The organism is Pseudomonas sp. HLS-6 TE3448 (genome assembly GCF_053629555.1).
In genome coordinates this window covers 4104718-4130094 of record NZ_JBRJIO010000001.1, presented here as the reverse complement: position 1 = coordinate 4130094, position 25377 = coordinate 4104718, and the positions used below count along the sequence as shown (strand labels likewise).

At 61.9% G+C, this 25377-nt stretch carries 17 protein-coding genes and 1 pseudogene; 15 read left to right on the top strand and 3 right to left on the bottom strand.

Features of this window, described 5'->3' with window-relative positions; translation table 11 throughout:
* The first annotated feature begins 9 nt into the window (after nt 1–9).
* On the top strand, nt 10–2508 hold the full coding sequence (locus AB7M23_RS18880; RefSeq protein ID WP_454241690.1) for a UvrD-helicase domain-containing protein: 2499 nt from the start codon (nt 10–12) through the stop codon (nt 2506–2508).
* Nucleotides 2509–2557: 49 nt separating this feature from the next.
* On the opposite strand, the gene mobA is transcribed toward AB7M23_RS18880, so the two are convergent.
* From mobA to AB7M23_RS18865, 3 genes are read right to left on the bottom strand one after another with little or no spacing between them, the layout of a single operon-like run.
* Nucleotides 2558–3133 (bottom strand): molybdenum cofactor guanylyltransferase MobA, encoded by a 576-nt coding sequence (gene mobA, locus AB7M23_RS18875; protein ID WP_454241689.1) that lies wholly within the window; start codon nt 3131–3133, stop codon nt 2558–2560.
* Between the two features lie 59 nt (nt 3134–3192).
* The gene (locus AB7M23_RS18870) at nt 3193–6312 is read right to left on the bottom strand and encodes a multidrug efflux RND transporter permease subunit (RefSeq protein ID WP_454241688.1); all 3120 of its coding nucleotides are present in this window, start codon (nt 6310–6312) and stop codon (nt 3193–3195) included.
* Between the two features lie 11 nt (nt 6313–6323).
* Entirely contained in the window at nt 6324–7502 is a 1179-nt protein-coding gene (locus tag AB7M23_RS18865; protein WP_454241687.1) for an efflux RND transporter periplasmic adaptor subunit, read from the bottom strand.
* Nucleotides 7503–7658: 156 nt separating this feature from the next.
* Between AB7M23_RS18865 and AB7M23_RS18860 the strand changes: the two genes are divergently transcribed.
* The 14 genes and pseudogenes from AB7M23_RS18860 to AB7M23_RS18795 all read left to right on the top strand — a co-directional run bounded on the left by AB7M23_RS18860 (nt 7659) and on the right by AB7M23_RS18795 (nt 25322).
* Entirely contained in the window at nt 7659–8360 is a 702-nt protein-coding gene (locus AB7M23_RS18860; RefSeq protein WP_099774986.1) for a response regulator transcription factor, read from the top strand.
* 16 nt (nt 8361–8376) lie between these two features.
* The gene (locus AB7M23_RS18855; protein ID WP_454241686.1) at nt 8377–9675 is read left to right on the top strand and encodes an ATP-binding protein; all 1299 of its coding nucleotides are present in this window, start codon (nt 8377–8379) and stop codon (nt 9673–9675) included.
* 128 nt (nt 9676–9803) lie between these two features.
* Nucleotides 9804–10424 carry a LysE family translocator gene (locus tag AB7M23_RS18850; RefSeq protein ID WP_102051607.1) on the top strand — a complete coding sequence of 207 codons (621 nt, stop codon included), beginning with the start codon at nt 9804–9806 and terminating at the stop codon, nt 10422–10424.
* 131 nt (nt 10425–10555) lie between these two features.
* Nucleotides 10556–11449 carry an alpha/beta fold hydrolase gene (locus tag AB7M23_RS18845; protein WP_454241685.1) on the top strand — a complete coding sequence of 298 codons (894 nt, stop codon included), beginning with the start codon at nt 10556–10558 and terminating at the stop codon, nt 11447–11449.
* Nucleotides 11450–11535: 86 nt separating this feature from the next.
* Nucleotides 11536–12429: a pirin family protein gene (locus AB7M23_RS18840; RefSeq protein WP_454241684.1), complete on the top strand. Its 894-nt coding sequence runs from the start codon at nt 11536–11538 to the stop codon at nt 12427–12429.
* A gap of 58 nt (nt 12430–12487) precedes the next feature.
* A pseudogene (locus tag AB7M23_RS18835) lies at nt 12488–12565 on the top strand (hydrolase); the annotation flags it as partial.
* A 228-nt stretch (nt 12566–12793) separates the two neighbouring features.
* On the top strand, nt 12794–13060 hold the full coding sequence (locus tag AB7M23_RS18830) for a DUF1652 domain-containing protein (protein WP_454241683.1): 267 nt from the start codon (nt 12794–12796) through the stop codon (nt 13058–13060).
* Nucleotides 13061–13235: 175 nt separating this feature from the next.
* Nucleotides 13236–19037, top strand: a complete 5802-nt coding sequence (mnxG, locus tag AB7M23_RS18825; RefSeq protein ID WP_454241682.1) for a manganese-oxidizing multicopper oxidase MnxG — start codon at nt 13236–13238, stop codon at nt 19035–19037.
* Nucleotides 19038–19067: 30 nt separating this feature from the next.
* Nucleotides 19068–21026: a cytochrome D1 domain-containing protein gene (locus AB7M23_RS18820; protein ID WP_454241681.1), complete on the top strand. Its 1959-nt coding sequence runs from the start codon at nt 19068–19070 to the stop codon at nt 21024–21026.
* Nucleotides 21027–21049: 23 nt separating this feature from the next.
* Nucleotides 21050–21691 carry an SCO family protein gene (locus AB7M23_RS18815; RefSeq protein ID WP_454241680.1) on the top strand — a complete coding sequence of 214 codons (642 nt, stop codon included), beginning with the start codon at nt 21050–21052 and terminating at the stop codon, nt 21689–21691.
* Entirely contained in the window at nt 21688–22341 is a 654-nt protein-coding gene (locus AB7M23_RS18810; RefSeq protein ID WP_454241679.1) for an SCO family protein, read from the top strand. Before AB7M23_RS18815 ends, AB7M23_RS18810 begins: the two co-directional genes overlap by 4 nt.
* Before the next feature lie 2 nt (nt 22342–22343).
* Nucleotides 22344–23858 (top strand): cytochrome c/ABC transporter substrate-binding protein, encoded by a 1515-nt coding sequence (locus AB7M23_RS18805; RefSeq protein WP_454241678.1) that lies wholly within the window; start codon nt 22344–22346, stop codon nt 23856–23858.
* 65 nt (nt 23859–23923) lie between these two features.
* Complete coding sequence (locus AB7M23_RS18800; RefSeq protein ID WP_454241677.1) at nt 23924–24565, top strand: SurA N-terminal domain-containing protein; 642 nt, start codon at nt 23924–23926, stop codon at nt 24563–24565.
* A 220-nt stretch (nt 24566–24785) separates the two neighbouring features.
* A complete protein-coding gene (locus AB7M23_RS18795) occupies nt 24786–25322 on the top strand; it encodes a response regulator transcription factor (protein ID WP_454241676.1) in 537 nt (178 codons plus the stop codon).
* Nucleotides 25323–25377: the final 55 nt, after the last annotated feature.

Here is a 25377-nt window from a genome sequence, read left to right as displayed (position 1 = left end):
GGAGCGAACATGGCGGCAGAGCCCTTTTCAGTTGGAGTCGGTGTGTCACACGAGCGCCCCAAGCACCCCCCGGAATTAACCCCGCCGGCCCAGTTACCCTGGGTCAGACGGCTGCTGGCCCGTGTACTGGGTCGAGGCCTGAGCCGGCTGCAGGCTCAGCACCGCGACTCGTGGTTTCAGGGGCATGCCAGCGGTCAACGTACCGGCCATGCCGAGGGCCTGCGCGAGGGTTATGAGGAGGGCCGTGTCGATGGCTTCGAGGCTGGCCGCCAGGTTCTGGTGATCCGTGATACTCGCCCCGATGCCCACGCAGTGCCGGGGCAGGACGACAGCCTGTTCGACGATTGGCGCCTGCCGCTCACCACGGAGCTTAAAAAACGCTTCAAGGCCGACGTTGCGCAGCGCTTGCCAGCCCAGGCGCAGCCAAGCACCGCGCAATGGAAAATGATCTTCAGTGAGACGCCTTCGACCTGCGTGATTGCCGGTGCCGGTGCCGGCAAGTCGACGTCCCTGGTGCTGCGTATTCTGCTGTTGCGTCACTACCTGGGCTATGAACTGGACGCCATGACCGTGGTCACGTTCACGCGCGAGTCGCGCAAGGACTTCATCGCACGACTGACCCAGGTGTTTGCCCTGTGGGGCATCAACCTGAGCCCGGTAGAGGCCCGCGAGTTGGTGCGCACCTTCCATTCGCGGATTCTGCCACTGGTGCGCAGCCTGCCGGGCTTCAGCCAGCTGCGGGCCTTTGAGACGCTGGGCAGTGAGTTACCGGGTGGCAGCGAGTCGAATGCCGAGACCAACCCGTTCGACCTGCGTATCAATGATGCCCAGCGTCAGCAACTGAACCTGTGCTACCGCGACCTGATGCAGGGCAGCCCACGCTTTGCCGAGTTGATCATGTCCCTGCGGCGCCAGGCCTTGCAGCTCAAGGCATTGGACCGCGATCATCCCGACGTGCAGAAGCGTGTGGCCGTGACGCAACTGTCCGCCGAGCGCGACGAGGAGTTGTGCGACACGATTGAAGACCTCTGGTTCAGGGCGGGCGCGTGGCCGATCAAGGGCATTGAGCCACGCCGGGAAACCGTGGAGATCAATGGCAGCCGTTTTCACGTCCATGGCTATATTGCCGAACTCGATGCCTGGGTGGTACTGGGCTTCGATCCCGGTGAAAACAAGGACTACAAGCGTTCGAACGCCAAGTTACCGGTGTGGGCCGAATGGGTTATCAAGCGCACACTGTTTCAAGCTTTCTGCGATAAACCCTTGATATGGCTGGAAAACTATTCTGCAGCCAAGCGCTTGACTGCCTCCCTTGCAACGGATGCCGTGGCCGGGCCGGGCTTTGACTACAAGGTCAAGGGCGAGCTCTCGTCGGTGCCGCTCCTGGATGCTTTCGTCAGTGCTGCCGGGTTCATCGAGAACCTCGGGCTGGACGTGGGCGCGGCAGTCGCAAGCATGAGTTTTCCGGCAGGTGATAGCGATGCACTGTTCTTCGAGGCGTTGAGCCTGTACTGGCGGGCGCTGGAGAACCACCTGTTGGCGCAGTCGCCGCCGATCATGAGCTACAACCGGATGTTCGCCCTGTTCTCGGAGAACAACCCCGAGAACCTGCGCTTGTTGCCCGATGCCTTGCTCAGGCCTTTGGCGCACTTGATGATCGACGAATTCCAGGATGTCTCGCCGCAGATCGTTTCCTGGCTAAGGGCCAGCCTGCGTGAAATCCGTAGGCGTGGGCCGGCATTGCATGTGGGGCGCACCGCCCAGCATTCGTCGCTGCTGTGTGTGGGCGATGACTGGCAATCGATCTATGGCTGGCGGGGTAGCTCACCCAAGTACTTCATGGAGTTCGCCAAGGAATTCGTTTCGCCAGCCAATACGCGGGTGATGCTCAGCGACAATTACCGCAGCCACCAGCACATCATCGATGCGGCCGAGCACATCGTTAAGCCGGCGCCGGCGATCAATGGCAAGAAAGCCAAGGCCTGCGGCCTGGCGGCCGAGGGTGCGGTGCCGGTCACGGTACAGCCGCGTGACGAGGCTGCGCTTGCCCAGCAGTTGATGGCGCATTACCGGCAGGGCGATTCGGTGATGATGTTGTATCGAAAAAGCAGTGATAAGTCATTGATTTCAGAGCATTTGTATTCGCTGGTCAACCATGAGAAAAGCCTTGCGCCGGGGCAGCGCCGGTTCCGTCAGTTGACCTACCACAGCGCCAAGGGGCTGCAGGCGGATGCGGTGTTCATGCTTGGCGATTGTCAGCACGTCACCCGTTCCCCGTACAAGAACCAGGTCTATCGCCAGGCGGGGCTTGGCCGTAGCGGTGACCCTGAAGCCTACGACAACGCGCAGAAGGACGAAGTCCTGCGCCTGGCCTATGTCGCGGTTACCCGCGCCGTCAGGCATTGTTACTGGCACGTCGAGACGCCGACCGGGGAGGCGCAGAACCTGCCCCGGGCATCGTCTCAGGTTGATGGCAGTAAAGCGTTCTTCAACGACCTCAGGCCTTGAGTGCGGTCGCTATATCGCGTTTCCGTGTCCGGTTCGCGCTTGCTGACAGTCATGGCACCAGGTGCTCTGGTGAGTTGAAGTTGCTCAAGCGTGGATCGTCCAGTGGATACTCCAGCGCCTGCAGTGGCTGCGCCAGCAGGGCTCGCAGCAGGCTGCGCTCACCCTGGCTCCAGCGCTGGCGAAGGTCGTCGAGCAGGCTGCTCGGCAGCAGGCAGAACATCGGTTGCCACTGGCCATCCTGACGAATCATCGCCGGTCGCCCCTGATCGTTCGCCTGGCTCAGCAGGTCAAGAACCAGTGTGCGGTCGATCAGCGGTGCATCGCACGCGAGCACCAGTAGCCACGGGTGACGCGCCTGGGCCAACCCGCTGAGCACACCGGCCAACGGGCCTGGATAGTCGCCTGATTCGTCACTGACCAGATGATCGGCATAGGGCCGGTACTGCTCGGCGTGGCGGTTACAGGAAATGATCAGGTCATCGGTCAGTGGACGCACCACGGCCTGGGCGTGGGCAATCAGGGGCTGCCCGTGCCAGGGAATCAGGCCCTTGTCGCGTCCGCCCATACGCTGGCCACGACCGCCCGCCAAGAGGAGGATGGAGCAGGGCGACGGAAGCTGGATCATGAATGTTTACCTGTAGCGCCAAAGCCGCTCACGATCCCATGACCGGCTTTGGCTGTCCATCAGCTTTCCAGGCTGACCGTGCCCTCAGGCTGGCGTCGTCGCGTGCCCGCCAGGCGCATGACCACCACGAAAAACACCGGTACGAATACCACGGCCAGCGTTGCGCTGAGCATGCCGCCAATTACCCCGGTGCCGATTGCCTGCTGGCTGGCCGAACTGGCGCCAGTGGCGATGGCCAGCGGCACGACGCCTAGGATGAACGCCAGTGAGGTCATGACGATGGGCCGCAGGCGCAGGCGCGCGGCCTGTACCGTCGCGTCTATCAGGTCGTGGCCTTCGTCCACCAGATGCTTGGCGAATTCGATGATCAGGATCGCGTTCTTCGCCGACAGGCCGATCAAGGTGATCAGGCCGACCTTGAAGAACACGTCGTTGGGCATGCCTCGCAGGGTCACTGCGAGCACCGCGCCCAGCACGCCCAGGGGCACCACCAACAGCACCGCGGTCGGGATCGACCAGCTTTCATAGAGTGCCGCCAGGCACAGGAACACCACCAGCAGCGAGAGCGCCATCAGCATGGGCGCCTGGCTGCCGGACAGCCGCTCCTGCAGCGACAGGCCGGTCCACTCCAGGCCCATGCCCAGTGGTAACTGGCTGACCAGGCGCTCGACCTCTGCCATGGCCTCGCCCGAGCTGTAGCCAGGCGCTGGTTCACCGGACACCGCGATCGCCGGGTAACCGTTGTAGCGCGTCAACTGTACCGGCCCGGAGACCCAATGGGCGCGGGTGAACGCCGACAGTGGCACCATCTTGCCGCTGCTGTTGCGGACATGGATTTTCATCAGGTCTTCGACCTGGCTGCGGCTGTCGCCCTCGGCCTGTACCACCACCCGCTGCATCCGGCCCTGGTTGGGGAAGTCGTTGACGTAGGTCGAACCGATGGCGGTGTTGAGCACGGTGCCGATGTCGGCAAAGGAAACGCCCAGGGCGTTGGCCTGCTTGCGGTCTACCTCCAGTTGCACCTGCGGGCTTTCGGCCAGGGCGCTTTCACGTACGTTGATCAGCACCGGGCTTTTCTCGGCAGCGGCCAGTAGCTGATCGCGTGCGGCCATCAGGTTGGTGTGGCCGAGACCGCCACGGTCCTGCAGGCGGAACTCAAAGCCGCTGGACGTGCCAAGCCCGTCGACCGGTGGTGGCAGCACCGAGTAGGCAATTGCGTTCTTGAACTGGCTGAAAGCGGCGGTGGCGCGCTCAGCGATGGCCGCTGCACTGTCCTCGGCGCTTCGCTCGGACCAGTCCTTGAGTGTGGTGAAGACCAGTGCCGCGTTCTGCCCGGTGCCGGAAAAGCTGAAGCCCATGATCACCGTGGTGTTGCCTATACCGGGTTCTTCGGCGTTGTGCGCTTCGATCTGCGCCGCAACCTGCTCGGTACGTGGCTTGCTGGCACCGGGCGGGAGCTGGACGTCAGTGATGGTGTAGCCCTGGTCTTCGGTCGGCAGGAACGAGGAGGGCAGTTGGCTGAACAGGTAGCCCAGGCCGGCCAGCAGCAGGCCGTACACCAGCAGGTAGCGTCCGCTGCGCTTGAGGGCATGGGTCACCCAGGATTGGTAGCCGTCGGTGAGGCGTTCGAAGCGCCGGTTGAACGCGCCAAAGAAACCGCGCTTTTGCGCATGACCGCTTTCGATGGGCTTGAGCAAGGTGGCGCACAGGGCGGGTGTCAGGCTCAGGGCGAGAAAGGCCGAGAACAGGATCGACACGGCCATCGCCAACGAGAACTGCTGATAGATCACTCCCACGGAGCCTGGCATGAAGGCCATCGGCAGGAACACCGCGACCAGCACCAGGGTAATCCCGACGATGGCCCCACTGATCTGGCCCATGGCCTTGCGGGTGGCCTCTCGGGGCGGCAGGCCTTCCTCGGCCATGATCCGTTCGACGTTTTCCACCACCACGATGGCGTCATCGACCAGGATGCCGATGGCCAGCACCATCCCGAACAGGGTCAGTACGTTGATCGAGAACCCCATGCCGAGCATTACTGCAAAGGTCCCCATCAGCGCCACAGGCACAACCAGGGTCGGGATCAGGGTGTAGCGGATATTCTGCAGGAACAGAAACATCACCGCGAACACCAGCAGCATCGCTTCGAGCAGGGTGTTGATGACCTGCTCGATGGAGACTTTCACGAACGGCGAGGTGTCATAGGGGATGTCGTAGCGGGCGCCTGCCGGAAAGTAGCGCGACAACTCGTCCATCTTGGCGCGGACCAGGGTCGCGGTTTGCATGGCGTTGGCACCCGGTGACAGTTGCACGCTGAAGGCGGTCGACGGCTTGCCGTTAAGGCGCGTGCCGAACTGGTACTCCTGGCTGCCAATCTCTACCCGTGCGACGTCGCCGAGGGTTACCCGCGAGCCATCCGGGTTGGCCCGCAAGACGATGTCGGCGAACGCCTCCGGTGTCGACAGTTGGCCTTTGACTACCACGTTGGCGGTTATTTCCTGGGTCGCCCGCCCTGGCAGGTCACCGATACTGCCGGGGGCTACCTGGGTGTTCTGTGCGGCAATGGCCAGGTTGACGTCTTCGGGGGTCAGGTTGAAGCCGATCAGTTTCTGCGGGTCGATCCAGATGCGCATGGCGCGCTCGGCGCCGTACAGCTGCGCCTTGCCGACACCGTTGAGGCGGCGGATCTCGTTCATGACGTTGCGCGCCAGGAAGTCGCTGAGGGCGACTTCGTCCAGAGACTCGTTTTCAGCCGTCAGGGTCACCAGCATCAGGAACCCGGTGGAAACTTTCTCCACTTGCAGGCCTTGCTGAGTGACCGCGCGCGGCAAACGCGACTCGACGATCTTCAGGCGGTTTTGCACATCCACCTGAGCCAGTTCAGGGTTGGTGCCCGGCTCGAAGGTGGCGGTGATGGTGGCGCTGCCCAGGCTGCTTTGCGACTGGAAGTACAGCAGGTGGTCGGCACCGTTGAGCTCCTGCTCGATCAGGCTGACGACGCTCTCATCGATTGTCTGTGCCGATGCACCCGGGTAGACGGCATAGATCTCTACCTGTGGCGGGGCTACGTTAGGGTATTGGGCCACCGGCAGTTGCGGGATGGCCAGCGCGCCGGCCAGCAGGATGAACAGCGCGACCACCCAGGCGAACACCGGGCGGTCAATAAAAAATTGCGGCATTGATCAGGCCCTCATTGGCCAGTGGTCTGTACGACAGAAGCGGCTTCCTTGGCGGCAGGGGTGACGTGCACCTGATCACCTACTCGCACATGTTGCAGGCCTTCGATGACTACGCGCTCGCCCGGAACCAGGCCTTCGCTGACGATCCAGCGGTCCTGTTGCGCGCTGCCCAGCACGATCGGGCGCTCGCTGATGCGTTGCTCGGCATCCACCAGCAGCACTCGCGGTTGGCCGGCGCTGTCACGCAGGATGGCGCGCTGCGGCACGCTGATTGCCTGTTGCTTGATGGCCTGTTCCAGGCGAACGCGTATAAAACTGCCCGGCAGCAGGTCAAGATCAGGGTTGGGGAATTCGCTGCGCAGGGTAATCTGCCCTGTGCTCGGGTCGACACTGATGTCCGAAAACAGCAACTTGCCGGGCAATGGGTAAGCCGTGCCGTCGTCCTGGATCAACGTGGCACGTGCCTGGTCCTGGCCGACCTGTTGCAGCTCGCCGGCGCGCAGTGCCCGGCGCAGCGCGTTCAGTTCCCGGGTGGACTGGGTCAGGTCGGCGTGGATCGGGTCCAGTTGCTGGATCGTCGCCAGAGGCGTCGACTCGTTCTGCCCGACCAGTGCGCCCTCGGTGACCAAGGCACGGCCAATGCGCCCGGAAATCGGCGCGGTGACGGTGGCATACCCCAGGTTCAAGCGCGCACGCTCAAGTGCAGCCTTGGCAGCGGCGACGTCCGCATTGGCCTGGAGGGCGGCGGCGCGGGCGTTGTCGTAGTCCTGGCGGCTGATCGCATTGATGGCGATCAACTCGCTGTAGCGCTGGTCCTGCAGGCGCGCCTGGAACTGGTTGGCCTCGGCTTTGGCCAGGGCGGCACGGGCGCTGTCGTAGTCGGCTTGAAACGGTGCCGGGTCGATGCGGAACAAGACCTCCCCCTGTTTGACGTCGCTGCCTTCGCGGTACACCCGCTTGAGCACCACGCCGGCGACTCGCGCGCGTACCTCTGCGGTGCGCGGGGCCAGAATGCGCCCGGACAACTCGCTGCTGATGGCCAAGGGTTCGACACGCACGGTTTCCACCGAAACAGGGCGTGGCGGTGCTTTTTCTTCGACCGGGGCTTGCTTGTCGCAGGCCGCCAGCGCCAGGCCGAGCAGGACAAGGGCGGGCAGGGTGCGTAGACGGGAGGGGCTTGGGCTGGACATGCGGATCTTCCGAAAATGACACGGCCATGCTAAGGCAGGCACCCCCGGCGCAACTGTTAAGCTCTGTAGGCGGTCTGTGAAAAAGTGTGAAGATTACCGCCTCGCGTGTGCGAGGTTAGATATCCTGCCGAACTCATTTGCGCTTACGCACTTTCCATGACAAATATTCTTTTGGTCGAAGACGACAGCGCGCTGTCCGAATTGATCGCCAGCTACCTGCAACGCAACGGTTTTTTCGTCCGGGTGATCGCTCGCGGCGACCACGTGCTTGAGGAAGCGCGCCGTAACAAGCCCGACCTGGTCATCCTCGACCTGATGCTGCCGGGCCTGGACGGTTTGCAGGTGTGTCGCCTGCTGCGTGCCGAGTCGGCCGTGTTGCCCATCCTGATGCTCACCGCGCGTGATGACAGTCATGACCAGGTGCTGGGCCTGGAAATGGGGGCCGACGATTATGTCAGCAAACCCTGTGAACCTCGGGTGCTGCTGGCGCGGGTGCGCACGTTGCTACGGCGCAGTAGTGTCAATGAACCTCAAGTGGCTTCGGACCTGATCCAGATCGGTGGCCTGCAGATCGACCTTACCGAGCGCACTGTGCACTGGGACGCGCAACCAGTGGAGTTGTCCAGCGGCGAGTTCAACCTGTTGGTGGTGCTGGCGCGTAATGCCGGCACGGTACTCAGCCGGGATTGCATCCTGCAGCACCTGCGCGGTATCGAGTTCAACGGCACTGACCGCTCGGTGGATGTCGCTATCTCCAAGTTGCGCCGCAAGTTTGACGACAATGCGGGCGAAGCACGCAAGATCAAGACGGTGTGGGGCAAGGGTTACTTGTTCAGCCGAGTCGAATGGGAATGCTGAAGGCGCTGCCCGAACCATGCTGAAAATCCTTGTCCGCCTGTACCTGATCACCATCGTCAGCTACGCCGGGGCCATCTTCCTGATTCCCGAGCTGATCCTGAGCGTGTTCCACGAGCGCTACGAAGCCTACAACCTGCAGCAGGCCCAAGGTGTGCAGCGCTTGATGCTCAAGCAGTTCCAGCACGTGCCCTCGACCCAGTGGCCTGAAGTGGCGCAAGCGTTGGCGGCTGACTTTGCACCGCTGGAAGTCGAATTGCGCCGCCAGGACGAGACCGAACTGAGCCCTGCCGAGCGCGCGAGGCTGGGCGCCGGGCAGTTTGTCGTCCGGGTGGGCGAATGGGGCTACTACAGCACCGCCATTGCCCCCTTGGACGACCAGTGGCTGGTTGAGTTGCGCAACCCGCCGGACCCCCTGGAGATCAACCTGTTGTCCTGGGGGATTACCGTATTGATCGGCGCGGCCTTGCTCAGTTGCCTGTTGCTCTGGGTCTGGCCGCACTGGCGAGACCTGAAACGGCTGCAGGCGACGGCCCAGCGTCTGGGCCAAGGGCAGTTGTCGGAGCGTACGCACATTTCGCCGCGCTCGGATATCGGCGACCTGGCCACGGTCTTCGACACCATGGCCCAGGATATTGAGCGCTTGTTGACCCAACAGCGTGAATTGCTTAATGCCGTCTCCCATGAACTGCGCACTCCACTGACCCGGCTCGACTTCGGGCTGGTGTTGCTGTTCGACGAAGTGCCGCCGGCCAGTCGCAAGCGCCTGCTGGAACTGGTTGGCCATGTGCGGGAACTGGATGAGCTGGTCCTGGAACTGCTGTCCTACAGCCGCTTGCAGACGCCAGGGCAGTTGGCTGAACGCGTCGAGGTGTCGTTGACCGAGTATGTCGACAGTATCCTCGGCAGTTTCGCCGAGGAACTGGATGGCCGTGGCATTGAGTGGGAGGTGCGGGCCGAAGCCGGCTTGCCGCGTTTCGTGCTCGACCCGAGGCTCACGGCGCGGGCGGTTCAGAATCTGATACGAAACGCCATGCGCTACTGTCACCGCAGTTTGCTGTTGCGCGTGGACATGGACGAGCAGGGTGCCTGCCTGTTGACGGTGGAAGACGACGGCATTGGCATTCCACCTGAGGAGCGTCAGCGGATTTTCCAGCCGTTCTACCGCCTGGACCGCAGCCGCGATCGCACCACCGGTGGTTTTGGGCTTGGCCTGGCGATCAGCCGACGGGCGATCGAGAGCCAGGGTGGAAGCCTGACGGCGGAGCAGTCGGCGCTGGGCGGTGCGCAGTTCCGGATTCGCTTACCCCGTGGGTAGTCGGCAGGCGTCATCACGCAGGTGCGGCACAGGTAGGTGTAGTGCACTATTTTCCGGTAACTGTATGGCTGTTGCCGCTGCGGGTTCCGTTAGTGTCGTGACACAACGACTCCAAGGATGCCGCCGCCATGTTTGCCTCCCTCGACCTGCTTCTAGCCTTTGTGCTCTTTGCCTTTGTGTCCTCGATTACGCCGGGGCCGAACAACACCATGCTGCTGGCCTCCGGGGTGAATTTTGGCGTGCGTCGTTCGATTCCTCACGCCGTCGGCATCAGTGTCGGATTCATGGTCATGGTGCTGGCTGTAGGTTTTGGGCTCGGTGAAGTATTCAAGACGTTTCCTCCCCTCTACACCCTGTTGCGTTACGTGGGGGCCGCGTACCTGTTGTACCTGGCCTGGAAGATCGCAACGTCCGGCCCGCTGTCGGCGACCCGCTCGGAAACGCCCAGGCCACTGGGGTTCTGGGGCGCGGCGGCGTTTCAATGGGTTAATCCGAAGGCCTGGGTGATGGCGGTTGGTGCGATTACCACCTACACCCCGGCGCAGGGTTACCTGACCAATGTCATGGTCATTGCCACACTGTTTGCATTGGTCAACCTGCCCAGCGTCTGTGTCTGGGTCATGTTTGGCAGTGCGTTGCGCCAGGTGTTGCAGAACCCGCGCTGGTTGATGGCATTCAATTGGCTGATGGCCGCATTGCTGGTGATTTCGCTGTACCCATTGTTGTTTGCCTCGCACAGTTTTCAGTAAGCGTGCCAGGCGTGGAACCGGCGATTTCAGACAAACACGCCGACTAAATCGCAAGGTGCTTGAACTTGCCAGGGGGCGACGTTGTAATCAGCCTCCCTGGCTATTGTGCCGCCCTGTATTCAGTGACCTGCATGCACCTCGTTCCGTGGTCTTTTCCGTCTTCAGCCGGTTTCACCTTGCGTGGCTGGCGTTCGCCGCCCAGTGGCAAGCCGTTGTTGCATTTTCTGCACGGCACCGGCTTCTGCTGCCTGGCCTACCGGCCCATGCTGGAGGTGCTAAGTGAGTCCTTCGATCTGTGGCTGAGCGATGTCCAGGGCCATGGCGACAGCGACCATGGCGGGGTGTTTCTTGGTTGGAACCGTACCGCCGAGTTGGCTGTTGAAGCCTTTGAGGCCGGGCGTGGCGCCTATGCCGACGTGCCCTGTTTTGCGCTGGGGCACAGCTTCGGTGGGGTATTGACCAGTTTGATCCTGGCCCATGAACCGACGCTGTTTCAACGGGCGGTGCTGCTTGATCCGGTGCTGTTCAGCCGCTCGATGATCGCCGTGTTGGGCGTGGCGTCGATGGTGGGCATGCACCGTCGTCATACCTTGGCGCGCAAGGCGGCCACGCGCCGCAGCCACTGGCCGGACCGTGCCGCTGCCCATGCAGGGCTTCAGGGGCGGGGAACCTTCAAGGGCTGGAGCGATGCGGCGCTGCAGGCTTATGTGGAGCATGCCTTGACGGATTGTGGCGAAGGGGTAGCGTTGAAGTGTCGGCCCAGCCGCGAGATGGAATTGTTCAGTTCCTTTCCGCGGCGGTTGTGGGCATCACTGGCCAAGGTCAGGACGCCAACGCTGGTTTTGCACGGCGAGCAGACCTACCCCTTCGTACCGCCCTCGGTCGCGCGCTGGGTAAGCATCAACCGTTGCGTCACCTCGGCAGTGGTGCCCGGTGGGCATTGCTTCATGCAGGAGCATCCTGCTGACAGCGCCAAGCGCGTCGAGGATTTTCTCTTGCACGGTCCTGCCCCGACTGTTCTGTAGATGGAACGCTGAGGGCGTTTTTGCGGGTCTACCGCCACTGTCGTTGCATACGTATTGTTATAGCCATGCACGAGAGGAGGTATCTCATGAAAACGATCCAAGGCATCTACCGCAGCCCCCAGCCCCATTGGGTGGGTGACGGCTTTCCGGTTCGCAGCCTGTTCACCTACGACAACCTGGCGCGGCACATCAGCCCGTTTTTGTTGCTGGACTACGCCGGCCCATACACCTTTACCCCGACCGCTGCCCGGCGTGGGGTCGGGCAGCACCCCCACCGGGGGTTCGAAACGGTGACCATTGTGTATCAGGGCGAGTTGGAGCACCGCGATTCAACGGGGGCAGGCGGCTTGATCGGCCCGGGTGATGTGCAGTGGATGACCGCGGCCCAAGGCATTCTCCACGAAGAATTTCACGCTGCGACGTTTGCGGCCACCGGCGGTACCCTGGAAATGGTGCAGTTGTGGGTCAATCTTCCGGCACGCGACAAGCTCGCAGCGCCGGGCTACCAGACCCTGCTCAATGGCGATATCCCGCGTGTGCCATTGGCCAACGATGGGGGAAGCCTGCGGGTGATTGCCGGTGAGTACCTTAGCCATAAAGGCCCGGCCCGGACCTTCACGCCCATGAACGTCTGGGACATCCAGCTGAACGCCGGGGCGTCATTGTCGCTGCCGCTCGAGGTGGGCCATAGCGCGGCGTTGGTAGTGTTGCGCGGCGAGGTGAGGGTCAACGGCGAGCAGGGCGCTGGTGCGGCACAACTGGTGCTGTTTGAGCGTGACGGCGATGAGGTGCTGCTGGAGGCAACTCAGGATGCCAGCGTGCTGCTGCTCAGTGGCGAGCCGATTGACGAGCCGATCGTCGGTTACGGCCCGTTCGTGATGAACAGCGAGGCCGAGATTGCCGAGGCGTTTGACGACTTTCATGCCGGTCGCTTCGGCCAGATGACCAAAGGCAAGGCCGGCGACCACAACGCCGACTAGTCTGGTGTATCCGTATTGCGATCCCGCACGTTGTGCCTCAACTACAAGGAGCAAGACCATGAGCGTCCCTTGCACCCGTCTGGACAAGCACAATGCAGCGGTTTTGTTGGTCGATCATCAGGCCGGGCTGGTGTCGTGACCGATGCGTCCGGCACTGTCAATGAGATCACCTGGCCATTGGCCTTTTGGCGGCGCTCTATCGGGGCTGTACAAGGCTGTACAAAACAGTGAATCAACACTGTTGTTGTACAAGAATAATGGCGGTGCATGACGCTGTTCCCAAGCATCGTATTTATCAATTTGAAATGCGCGGAAAACAGGGGGATTACTGCCTTTTCAACCACCTTATACGCAGGAGTTGATCATGTCATTACACGGCATTTGCAGCCTTGAATTACGTCAGGTCATCGAACAGGCTTTTTTGCCTTCTCACTGCGTGGTGTCCTGCCTCGATGATGGCTCACTGACGATTCAGCTGGAGCAGGACGCATATGGTCCAGCGTTGACCGTGGCCGGAATTCGCGCGGATGAATTGTCCAGCAGTCGGGCTTTGGCAGATCTGGTCGCCCATGTAAAGGCAGAGCGGCAGCATCCAACTCAGCCTGTGGAAGCCCCTATGATTCATCCATAGCGCCTAACCCGGCCCTAGCCCCACCATCCCTGGGGAAAGTGGGGAATGTCGGGCATTAAGCCCCACCTTTTTCTGTTTGTTCACAATAATGTATTGAATCAGAAGGGAAAATTGTTGTGGCATGGCGCTTGCTGATCAGGGTTTGACGTTCATACGTAACCCGAGGCAAGCCCCGATGATCACAATCAAAGGCAATGTCCTGACCCCTTTTCTGTTGCTCGCTACGGCCTTGCTTGGTTTGCCGGGCTACACCGAAGCCGCTGTCAGTTGTCAGCGCACCTGGGTGGCTAACATCGTCGCGCTAGACCAGCCAATGATGTTCAACCGTCTGGGGGCGCAGAACGCCAACGGTATGATGTTCGCCCTGCGTGGGGACGTGGTCGATGAGCACCAGGTGTCATTGGCTCGAGGTGGCGCAGCTGTTCCCGGCAAGGTTTCGCTGCGCCCGGACAAGCGCCCGCGGCCCATCGTGCTGCGGGTTGCAGCGGGCGATTGCCTGACCGTCAATCTGCAGAACCTGCTGGCGTACCAGGCCAACCCGAACAAGGACCTGGTGGACGATGAGCATGACCTGATTGTCGACGATCAGGTTACTGACCGTCATGTCGGTTTCCAGGTCAACGGTCTGCAGCCGGTCAACAGTATTGGCGATATCGCCGCCAACACCGGACGCAACGCCAACTTCCTGGTTGCTCCTGGTGCCTCTCGTACCTACACCCTTTATGCGGAGCGCGAAGGGGCGTTTGCCGCCACCAGCAAGGGCGCGACCTTTGGCGGTGAAGGCGCTGCGGGCAACGTGTCCAATGGCTTGTTCGGGCAAGTGGTAGTTGTACCCAAAGGTGGGCGCACCTACCGTAACACCCTGACTGAAGAGGAAATGCGCCTGAGCGCTACCGGTCGTGCCCCGACCGGCCAGCCGATTGTCGACTATGAGGCACGCTACCCACAACGTGAGCCTTGGCTCAGTGAAGGCAAGGCCGGTATGCCGATCATTGCCATGGTCGACGGTAACGAGATCATCTCCAGCGAAACCGATGCGATTGTCATGGGGCCTAACCCTGACGGCTCATTCCCACCCTCGACCTATCCGCTGGAAAGCATTGGCAAGCGCAACCCGGCGTTGCCCAATCGGCTAGAGCCATTCCGCGACTTTGCCTCGATGTTCACTGATGAGGTGGCAGGTACTCAGGCATTTCCGGGTTACTGGGCTGATCCGGTAATGGGCCACGTACTCGAACCCACACGCGATTCGTTCATGATCAACTACGGCTCAGGTGGCATGGGCGCGGAGGTCATTGCCAACCGGCTGGGTGTCGGGCCTATGCATGACTGCCTGTCATGCGCCTATGAAGAGTTCTTTCTGAGCGCTCACACTGTGGGGGACGTGGCAATGCTGGTGGATGTGCCGGCCAACGTCGGCCTGGAAAACATCCGTCCTGGCGAGGTTCCGGATGCGAAGGATATCGGGGTCAAGGCCAGCATGGCGCTCTATCCTGCGGAACCCTCGAACGTCAATCACAGTTACATCGGCGACTTCGTCAAGTTCCGCAACACGCACAATGGCCATGAGCAGCACATTTTCCACCTGCACGGCCATCAGTGGCTGTTCAACCCCAACGATGACAACTCTGACTATGTCGACGCCCAGGGCATTGGCCCTGGTGCCGGCTACACCTACGAAATCGCCAACGGTGGCTCGGGCAACCGTAACCGTGTAGCGGGCGATGCCATCTACCATTGCCACTTCTACCCGCATTTTGCCCAAGGCATGTGGAGCATGTGGCGGGTGCATGATGTGTTTGAGGAAGGTACGCGACTGGAGGTTTCCGAGCAGGGCCAGGCCGGTTTTCACGACCAGCCTTGGGCATTGCGTAGCGGTAAGCCCGCCACGGGGGCACGGGCATTGCCGGATGGCGAAATTGTCGCTGGTACGCCGATTCCTGCCGTGGTGCCGCTGCCTGGCAAGGCGATGGCGCCGATGCCGGGCAAGGTTGCGGTGGTGCCGAAGCTGGCCGAGACCCTGGTGGCGGATAACGACGACGATGATGAAGGCGAGGTGGCTGGCGACGACAGTGATGCTCAGGATGCTGCGCCTCGCGCTATCGGTTCGTTGGCATTGGTTGATCGCAGCGAAGCCAACCGCAACGCCGATGGCACGTTGAAAAACCCTGGCTATCCGTTCTGGATCGGTGGCCTGGAGAGCACAGTGGGGCAACGCCCGCCAACCCCACCGCTGGATATGCTCGACCCCGCCAAGGCCCGTGAATTGCGCGACAGTGGCAATACACTGTGGAGCAATCTGGACCCCGATCAGGTCGGTGGCTGGGACGGGGGCTTGCCACGGCACGCCCTGGACGGTGTTGCCGCGGGCGGTCAAGCATTGACCACGACGACCGCCCTGGACTTCTCCAAGCAGGTTACCCGTGCCAAGGCCGTGTTCCTGCCGGAAGAGGGCACCGATGTCGAGCAGTCGGCCATGGCCTACCACGCCAAGCCCGATCACCCCAGCTTTGCGGTGCTGCCGGGCAACCAGTTGGTGGCGCGTAACTTCCGAACCAATGGTGCCTTGCCCATGGCCGGTGCACCGTTCTATGAACCGTGCATGGACGACCGTGGCAAACGTCTGACGCGTGGCGCCGGCACGGGTGAGTTCAACAGCGGCGAGCGCCTGGACGGTATGAGCTTCACCGGCGCCTCGGCGTTCACTGCAGATCATCCGCGGGTGTACAAGGCCGCCAACATTCAGTTCGACGCGGTGTACAACAAGGTGGGCTATCACTTCCCGCAAGCGCGCATTCTTGCTCTTTGGGAAGATGCCTGGGGCGTGATCAACAAACAGCGCCCGCCAGAGCCTTTGGTGATGCGCATCAACACCTTCGATTGCGTGATGTACCAGCAGACCAACCTGATCCCTTCGTTCTATGAGATGGACGACTATCAGGTGCGCACGCCAACTGACGTGATCGGCCAGCATATCCACCTGCCGAAGTGGGACCTCACCGCTGCCGACGGCTCGGCCAACGGCTGGAACTATGAAGATGGTGTACTCTCGCCCGGCAGTGTGGTGGAGCGTATCGAGGCCATTCGTGAGTTCAACGACTGCCAGCCGGGTGATTCCCGCGAAGGTACGGCGCAGTGCCCGCATGCCAAGGCGCATCCGTTCTTTGGTCGCTATGGTCGGGCTGACTGGGTGGGCGCACGCACCGCCATGCAGCGCTGGTTCGCCGACCCGGTGGTCAACGTGAACAACGTCGATCGCGGTTTGGGCACTATCTTCACCCACGACCACCTCGGCCCATCGACGCACCAACAATTGGGCCTGTACGCCACTGTGCTGGCCGAACCTGCAGGCTCCACCTGGTTCCATGCCGAGACGGGTGAGGCGCTGTACAACACCGCATTGCGTCAGGATGGTGGTCCAACCTCATGGCAAGCGGTGGTCAGTACCGGTGACCTGGACGGTGACGGGCGCAATGACAGCTACCGTGAGTTCTTCCTGGAGTACAGCGACTTCCAGCATGCCTATGAAGCTGGGGTGTATGTCGGTGCCGGACCAGACGGTATACCCAATGCTCAAGCGTTCCCGGCAACTGCCGACAGCTTCCGCTATGCCATCAACCCGCCGGTTCGCAAAGCCGCTGCCAGCCTGCTCGAAGCGGTGGCAGAAGCCCGTGGCGGGTTGATGCCTGGCTGTCCAAGCCGGCCATGCCCACAGGCTATCTCGGTGGATGACCCTGGCATGTTTGTCGTCAACTATCGGAACGAGCCTTTGGCGCTGCGGGTGTTCGACCCGAACCGTATCGGCCCGGACGGCAAGCGCGGCATGCAGGCCGATGGCCTGGCAGGTGACCTCGCCTATGGCATGCAAAGCCGCACCGACCGTGCTATCCCGGCCATGAACCTGGCCCCTTCGGCGGTCACTTCTGCAGTTGGCCCAACCGGTGGCACGACGTTGTTCCCGCCGCACATCAACAAGGGTGGCAGTGAGCCGGGTGACCCGTTCACGCCCATGCTGCGCACCTACTCGGGTGACAATGTGCGCCTGCGGATGCATGCCGGCGGTCACGAAGAGGAACATAACGTGACCCTGCATGGTGTGAAGTGGCTGCAAAGCGGTTCGGGCTTTGGCAACAGCTCCAACTCAGGCTGGAAGTCGTCGCAAATGGTCGGGATTTCCGAGCAGCTCGGCTTCATGGCGCCGGTGTCGATGGTTTCCAGCTCGGCTGCGCCGACCGGCGATTACCTCTATTCCCTGGACGCATCGCTGGAAGGCTACTGGAATGGTTTGTGGGGGGTGATGCGTAACTACACGGCAGTCCGCCCAGACCTGTTTGCGCTGCCGAACAACCCTAAACCGATTGCCGTGCGCAATACCATCGCCTTTGATGGCGTGTGCCCGCGCTACAGTCCTAATCCCAACGGCATTGGTACTCGGCCAACACCGCAACGCAGCTATGAGGTTGTTGCGGCACTGGCTAACGATATCCTCGGCAATACACTGAACCTGGCTATCAATGATCCGGCTGGTATTGGTCAGCACGTCGGTGGTCCGCTCAAGGCCAATGGCGGCACGTTGGTCTATAACAGTCGTCCGATCAGCATTGCGCAAGTGACGGTGACCGATCCCGAGGACGGCGAAACCTTCACTATTGGTGGTCAGAGCGGCCCGCTGCATGACCCGACGGCGGTGCTGTACGTACGCAAGAGCGACCTTGATCCGATCACGGGCAAACTCAAGCCCGGGGTACCGGTGGAGCCGTTGGTGCTGCGTGCCGCCGCGGGTGACTGCATCAATGTCACCCTGGAAAACCGCCTGCCACTGGTGATGCCAGACCTTGCCAGTACTGCCGTGATGCATGGGGTGGTCAAGCGTAACCGCAATGACAGTGAGGGTTCGACCACCTTCAACAACAACCTGATGCGGCCCTCCAGCCATGTTGGTTTGCATGCTCAGCTGTTGGCCTATGACATCACCAAGTCGGACGGCACCAACGTCGGCATCAACCCGGTGCAAACCGTACCGCCGCGCACGGGCAATGGTGCTTATCCGAGCAAGGTCTATCAGTACTACGCCGGGCACCTGGAGCGTGAAGGCAAGCCGGTTTCGCAACTGGGCCGCCAGGTGGACAACATCAACAGTACGCCCATCGAGTTCGGTGGCCTGAACCTGACGCCAGCCGACCCGATCAAGCAACCGCAGAAAGGCTTGGGCGGGGGCATGAGCATCGTGCCGGTAGGGGCGACCTGGAGCGAAGATGCACATAGCCGTGCTTCGGCGACGGTACAGGCGCCGGGCCAGACGAGTTACCGTGATTTTGCCACAGTCTGGCAGAAGGCCCTGAACCTGCGTTGGGCCAATGGGCGGCCGGTGGAGGGTATCGCTGCTGAAGGTAACGGCGCAGGGAGTGACCCGCAGGACAACTCGGCTATGGCCATCAACTACAAGGCCGAGCCGCTGTGGCTGCGCTTCGGCCTTGCGCCTAACGCGCCGTTTGGGCATGCCGATGGCCATGGCTGGGCCGATGTGCCTGACGTGCATATGGCCTATAGCAATGCGTTGGTGGGCGGTGATCCGCAAACGCCGGTGCTCTGGGCCAAGCCGGGGCAACCGTTCCGTACCCATATCCTGATGCCGTCCGGCGGTAGCCGTGGCACCACGTTCCAGCTCGATGGCCACGTCTGGGCACAGCACGCCTTGCAGTCCGAGAAGTCGGACGCCCTGGGTTACCCGATGTTACTGCCGGGCATCGGCTCTGTGCGCTTCGGTTACAACCCACAATCGATGTACATCGGTGCCCAGGAGAGCGTGCTGCCGGCTGCGCACTTCAGCTTCATGCACCGCAGTGCCGGTGGTGCCAATGCCATACCGGGTGACTACCTGTTCCGTGATTACGCTGCCTACGGTAACGCCGCAGGGCTGTGGGGGATTCTGCGGGTCACCAACGAAGCACCGCCAGCCACTGCGCCAGCACAGTAGTCAGACCGTAATCGGGATGGGGGACAGGCAATGAACAAGAGAAACAAGCCACTGTACCTGGGGATGCTGGCGGGGTTGACGCTCATAGGCCTGGGGATCAGCTATGAAAACCTCTGGTGTGATCCTCGGGCCGAGATCGCCGCGGTGGGCGCCACCACTGATCTCGATAGCGCCCATCGCTTGAGCCGTGATGGGGTCACCGTAGAGTTCGAGGCCAGGCCGTTGGGCTCTGCCGGCGCCTTGAGTGAGGGCGGCTTTGCCAGTATTCGCTTCAAGGTCACCGAGCAGAACACCGGGCAGCCGTTGTCGGGCGTGTCACCCGGGGCCTGGATCGACCCCGCACGTGTCGGTGAGGCGGCCAGTGAGCGTGACAAGAGTTGCAAGGCGCGGGTTGGCCTGTTCCTCAAGAGCAGTATTGGTGCCCGGCCGTTACTGGACTTGAACAGTTACTTCCTGCTGGTGTTGAACAAGGATGCCAGTTTGACGGTAATTGATCCGTCGGTATCGGTGGGCGGCGTGACCAGCACGCTGGCACGTATCGACCTGCCTCAGCCTCCGATGGATTGGGTGGCCAGTGCCGATGACAAACACGTGTTTGTGACCCTGCCCGCAGCGGATCAGGTCGCACTGGTGAACACCGAGACGTTCCAGATGGCCGGGTTGCTGAGTGCCGGTAAGCAGCCCGTACGCATTGCCATGCAGCCGGACCAGCGCCTGCTCTGGGTTGGCAACAATGCGACTGATGCCACGCAGAGCGGTGTGACAGTGATCGATGGGCAAACCCACAGGACCTTGAAGTTCATTGCTACCGGAGCCGGGCACCACGAAATTGCCTTCAGCCAGGACTCGCGTTATGCCTTTGTCAGTAATCGCGATAGCGGTACTGTCAGCGTGATCGACAGTAGCGACTTGAGCCTGGTGAAGAGCCTCAAGGTCGGCCCGCACCCCTTGTCAGTGGCGTACTCGGCATTGTCTCAGGCGATCTACGTGGCCGATGGGCGTGATGGCGGCATCAGCGTGATCGATGTGGCCAGCCATCGACTGCGCAGCCGTATTCAGGCCAGGCAAGGCCTAGGGCCAATGAGCTTCAGCCGTGATGGGCGTTTCGGGATCGTGCTCAACACGCTGGAAAACCGGGCGGTGATCATCGATGCCAGTACTGACAAGGCGATACATGAACTGGAGGTGTCGGCAGAGCCTTATCAACTGACGTTCACCAAGGCCTATGCCTATATCCGTGGCCTGGCCTCACCCAAGGTCACCATGATCAACCTCGCCACCCTGGGTGAAGGTCGCCAACCGATTACCCAGGGCTTTGATGCCGGGCCTGCGGCACCCCGTCAAGCGGGTGACCTGCCGTTGGCCCGGAGCCTGAGCGTGGCCCGCGACGAGAACTCGGTATTTGTTGTAAACCCCGTGGACAACACCACCTACTTCTATGCCGAGGGGATGAACGCGCCGATGTCGGGTTACCTCAACCGTGGGCATAACGCCCGTGCCGCCCTGGTCATCGACCGCAGCCTGCGCGAGGTGGCCCCTGGGGTCTACAGTTCGACGGTGAAACTGCCAGCGGCGGGCAAGTTCGATGTGGCCTTTCTGCTCAATCAGCCGCAGATCATCCATTGCTTCAGCACCGAAGTGCTGGCGTCGGCCAATGGGCCTCGGCAGCACATACCGCGGGTAGAATTTCTGCTGGAGCGGCCACAGGTGGTGCAGGGCAACCCCTTTGTCGCGCGCTTCCGGATCGTCGAAGGCGATGGTACCCCGCGCAATGGAATCAAGGACCTGACACTGCGCTATTTCCTGGCACCGTCTTCGCGAGCCAAAGACAGCCCGGTGCGCGAGGTCGGTGAGGGTGTTTATGAGGCGCCGCTGGAGTTGGCTGAGGCGGGCGCCTGGTACCTGCATGTACAGGCGCCCTCACTGGGCAAAGGCTTTGCCGAGAAGAATTACACCAGCGTGCGGGTGTTGCCCGCCAATGCCCAATGACCCACTGCAGACGGGAGTTCGCCATGAACGCAATCAAACATAGTGCTGTGCTGACACTCTGCGTGCTGGGTATCAGCCTGGGGGCTGTTCAGGCCCATGACGGGCACGCCGGGCATACCGCGCCAGCACCCACTCAGGAAAAGGCACATGTGCGCTTTGCCGATGTTCAGTTAGTGAACCAGCACGGTATGCCTGTGCGCCTGGAAAAGGACCTGGTGGGCGACAAACTGGTGGTCATGGGCTTTATCTATACCCATTGCACGACGGTATGCCCGGTGGTGTCGTCGATCATGGGCAAGGTTCAGCAGCAACTCGGCGGGCGGGTGGGAGAGGAGGTGCAGTTGGTGTCGATCAGTGTCGACCCGCAGCGTGACGACCCGCAGCGCTTGCTGGACTACGCGCGGACCTTCCAGAAAGGCCCGGGTTGGAGCTGGTTGACCGGTACGCCATATGCGGTGAATGAAACCCTCAAGGGCCTGGGCAGCTTGAGCCCGGATCTGGGGCAACATCCCCCGCTGATTCTGGTCGGTGACGGGCACAGTGGCCACTGGACCCGCTATTACGGTTTCACCGATCCGGCGTTGCTGATTGCCGAGATCAACCGTCTCAGCGCCCGTCGGGTGCATGCCCGGCATACCGCTGTCGCTCAGGAGCAGCAGCCATGAGCCAATCAACGGGTGTACCGCGCAGCATGAAACGCCTTGAAGGGGTGGCCCTGGGGGCCTGCCTGTGGCTTCTCGCCTCGCTGGCCATGGCCCACGAGGGCCATGCCGCGCCCAGCGCGACGCCTGCGGTATCGAGCACGGGGGCTGGAACACGGGACGCGCAAACCTGGTTCACTGACACCACTGTGCTGGACCAGAACGGCAACAGTCTGCGTTTTTACAGCGATGTCCTGAAAGACCGTGTGGTGCTGTTGAATGTGATCTTCACCCATTGCAATGATGCGTGCCCGCTGATCACCCGCAAACTCAAGGATGTCCGCGATGCGCTGGGTGAGTCGTTGGCCCGCCAGGTGTACTTCATTTCCGTGACCAGTGACCCGCAGAACGACACGCCAGCGGTGCTCAAAGCGTTTGCGCAGAAGCAGGGTGTCGATGGACCGAACTGGCTGTTTCTCACCGGCGGGCAGGCCGAGGTCGAGCAGGTGCTGGCCCGGCTCGGGCATCTGGTGCCCAGTCCGGAGCAGCATTCAACCCTGCTGATTGCCGGCGATGTCGCCAGCAAACGCTGGAGTAAGATCCGCCCTGATGCGCCGCCGCAGGCGATCGCCCAGCGCCTGCAACTGTTGACCCAACCGCTGGCTGGACGTTGATCATGAATCGCTGGGGGCTGTTTTGGCTGGCGCTGCTGATGGGCGTGGGTAGCGTCGCGCAGGCCCTTGAGTTGACGCCACAGGAGCAGGCCGGCAAACGCCTGTACCGCGAAGGGCTGGCCACTGGGGATGCGCAGGTGTCGGCCCGGGTCGGGGCTGCGGACATTCTGGTGCCGGCCAGTGTGGTGCCCTGTGCCAGTTGCCATGGGGCCGATGGCACAGGCCGACCGGAGGGCGGGGTTCGTCCGCCAGCGTTGAACTGGCAACGCCTGACTCGCGGGGCCGGTGAACATCGGGTCAATGGGCGGCAGTACCCGGCTTATACGGAGGCGAGCCTGGCGCGGGTCATTCAGGAGGGCCGCGATCCGGCTGGAAATGTACTCGATCCGGCCATGCCACGGTTTGTCCTGTCCATGGCCGATCAACGCAACCTTACGGCGTACCTCAAGCGCCTTGCCGAAGACCGCGACCCCGGGGTCGAAGAGCGGCAACTGCGTATTGGCACACTGTTGCCGCAGAGCGGGCCGTTGGCCGAGGCCGCGCGGGTGGTCGGTGCTGTGCTGCAAGGCAGTATCGAGCGTATCAACCAGCAGGGCGGTATTCATGGGCGCCAACTGCAGCTCACCGTGGTCGATCCCGGGCCTGATCGAACCAGTGCTGAACAGGCGCTCAAACGGCTCATTGAGCAAGAGCGGGTGTTCGCCCTTTTATCGCCCTTGGCCCCTGCGCTGGGTACGGCATTGCCGCCTATGCTCGAGCGCAGCGGGGTGCCGATGATCGGTGCGTTGAGCCTGCCCGCTGCCAGCGTGCAGAGCCGGTTGATATTCGAGCCTCTGCCCGGTGTGCGAGAGCAATTGCTCAGCCTGGCCGATTACGCCGCCGAGCGTTTGGGGGTGAAAGAGCAGTCGGCATTGATCCTCTACAGCGGGCCGGAGCAGGCGGCCCTTGCTGATGTATTACAGCAAGGCTTGCATCAGGAGGGCTGGCGGGCGCTGCGCCGAGAGGCTTATGAGGCCCGTCAGCCGCTTACCGATGGGGTGCGCTCGGTGTTCTTCCTGGGGGATGGCGCAGGGTTGACACGCTTGACCGAGAGCCTGCTGAACGCCGGGCAGGCACCTTATCTGTTTGCCGCATCCAGCCAGGTCGCCGGCGAGGTTGCGAACGTGCCTGCCCAGTGGTCGCAACGGCTGTTTCTGGCCTATCCGTTCGTACCCGGCGACTGGACCGAGGCTGGCCGCGCGGCACTGGCCGAAGTGCGCAAGAACCAAGGGCTGGGGGGGCAGCAGACACTGCTTCAAGTCACCGCCTACTGCTCGTTGCAACTGTTGGTTGAGGGTTTGAAGCGCGCCGGGCGAGATGCCAGCCGGGAAAAACTGCTGGCGGCGTTGGAAGGTGTGTATGGATTTGATACGGGGTTGACCCCACCGCTGAGCTTCGGTCCAGGCCGACGCCAGGGCTTGAGCCGTGCTCATGTGGTCGGTGTCGAGTTGCCGGGCCCACGCTTTCACCTCCAGTAGGTGTCAGCCTTGGCCGTGTCTGTATCGCTGGCGAGGCATCCCTGTGGTTTCGACGGAGGTGGATCATGCGCGTGTTCATTCTGTTGTGCTTGCTCTGCTCCAGTATCGCGGCATGGGCGGACGACAGCCCGCCCGTGGTGCGGGTCAACGACGTGCCGATCAGCCAGTTCCGTCTGGAGCGCTATTTTGCCGACTACCTCCAGGCTCAGGGGCGGGCATTGACCAGTATTCGCAGCCCAAGCCTGTACAAGCGTCTGCGCGAGCAGGCACTGACTGAACTGATCGATAAGGAGCTGCTTTGGCAGGAAGCCCAGCGCCGGGGTATTGAAGTCAGCGATGCCGCTGTTGCCAAGCATATCGAACAACTGCGTCAGGCCTTCGGTTCGGCCGATGTGTTTGCGCGACGCCTGGCTGAAGCTGGCTTCGATGAGCCTGGGTTCGCGCTGTACACGCGCCGCGAAATAGCCGCGCAACAGGTATTCATTCAACTGTCCCAGGTAGCAGAGCCTGACGACACGCAAGTCCTGGCCTTTCAACAGACATTGGCGGCTGAACAGAACCTGGAGCTGTCTGCCGCTGTCAAAGGGGAGCAGGGGCTTGCGCTGGCGAAGCAAATGCTGCACGAACGACAACAGATGCAGGCACGTCAGGCGTTGTTGAAACGCTTGCGTGATCACGCCGTCGTTGAACGACTGGAGTCGCGCTAGACTTCCCCAGTATTGGGGGAAAGACTAGGGGCAAAAGGCCAGCCAGTCCCCGGGGTTGGGGGGGCTATGTTCAGTTGTCTTGGGCGAAGCTCGGAAAATCAATGCCATACCGTTGCCAAACACACCCTATCGCGCCTGGCATGAAGTGTGCGTAAGCCTGTACAAGGCCGCACTCAGTCAGACCGGAAAGCCGGGTCTGTGAAGTTTCAAGGAGTCGACCTTGGTTAACAGTGTTCTGATTGTCGATGACGAACAGACCCTTGCGCAGAACCTCCAGGCGTACCTGGTTGCACAAGGCCTGCACGTCCATGTTGCCTACGACGGCGAAACCGGCATTGGCCTTGCTGCCAGCGTCAACCCCGATGTCGTAGTGCTCGACTTCCGGTTACCCGATATGGAGGGGTTTCAGGTTCTGGAGGCTGTCCGCCGGCAAGGCAGGCGCTGCCATTTCGTGCTGATTACCGCGCATCCGACCGCCGAGGTCTGTGAGCGTGCCACTCAGCTGGGTGTCAGTCACATCCTGTTCAAGCCGTTTCCGCTAGCGGAGTTGGCACGTGCAGTCTTTGACCTGATGGGCGTTGAGCACCAGGCGCGAGCCGGGGCAAGCATGGCTGAAGGGTTCGTCGAGCGACGTCAGGGCAAGAAGGAGTCTTTCCCCATGCAGTTGTATGACGGCAGCTGGGTACTGGCGGATCGCAGGCGTAACAACGCCAAGCCGCCGGGGCTGGATGACGACAAGCAGCGCACCGGGGAGTAGGGGCGCGATAGACGTTCCGGCATCCGCCGAGAGAGCCTCCCGCGCCAGTTGGGCT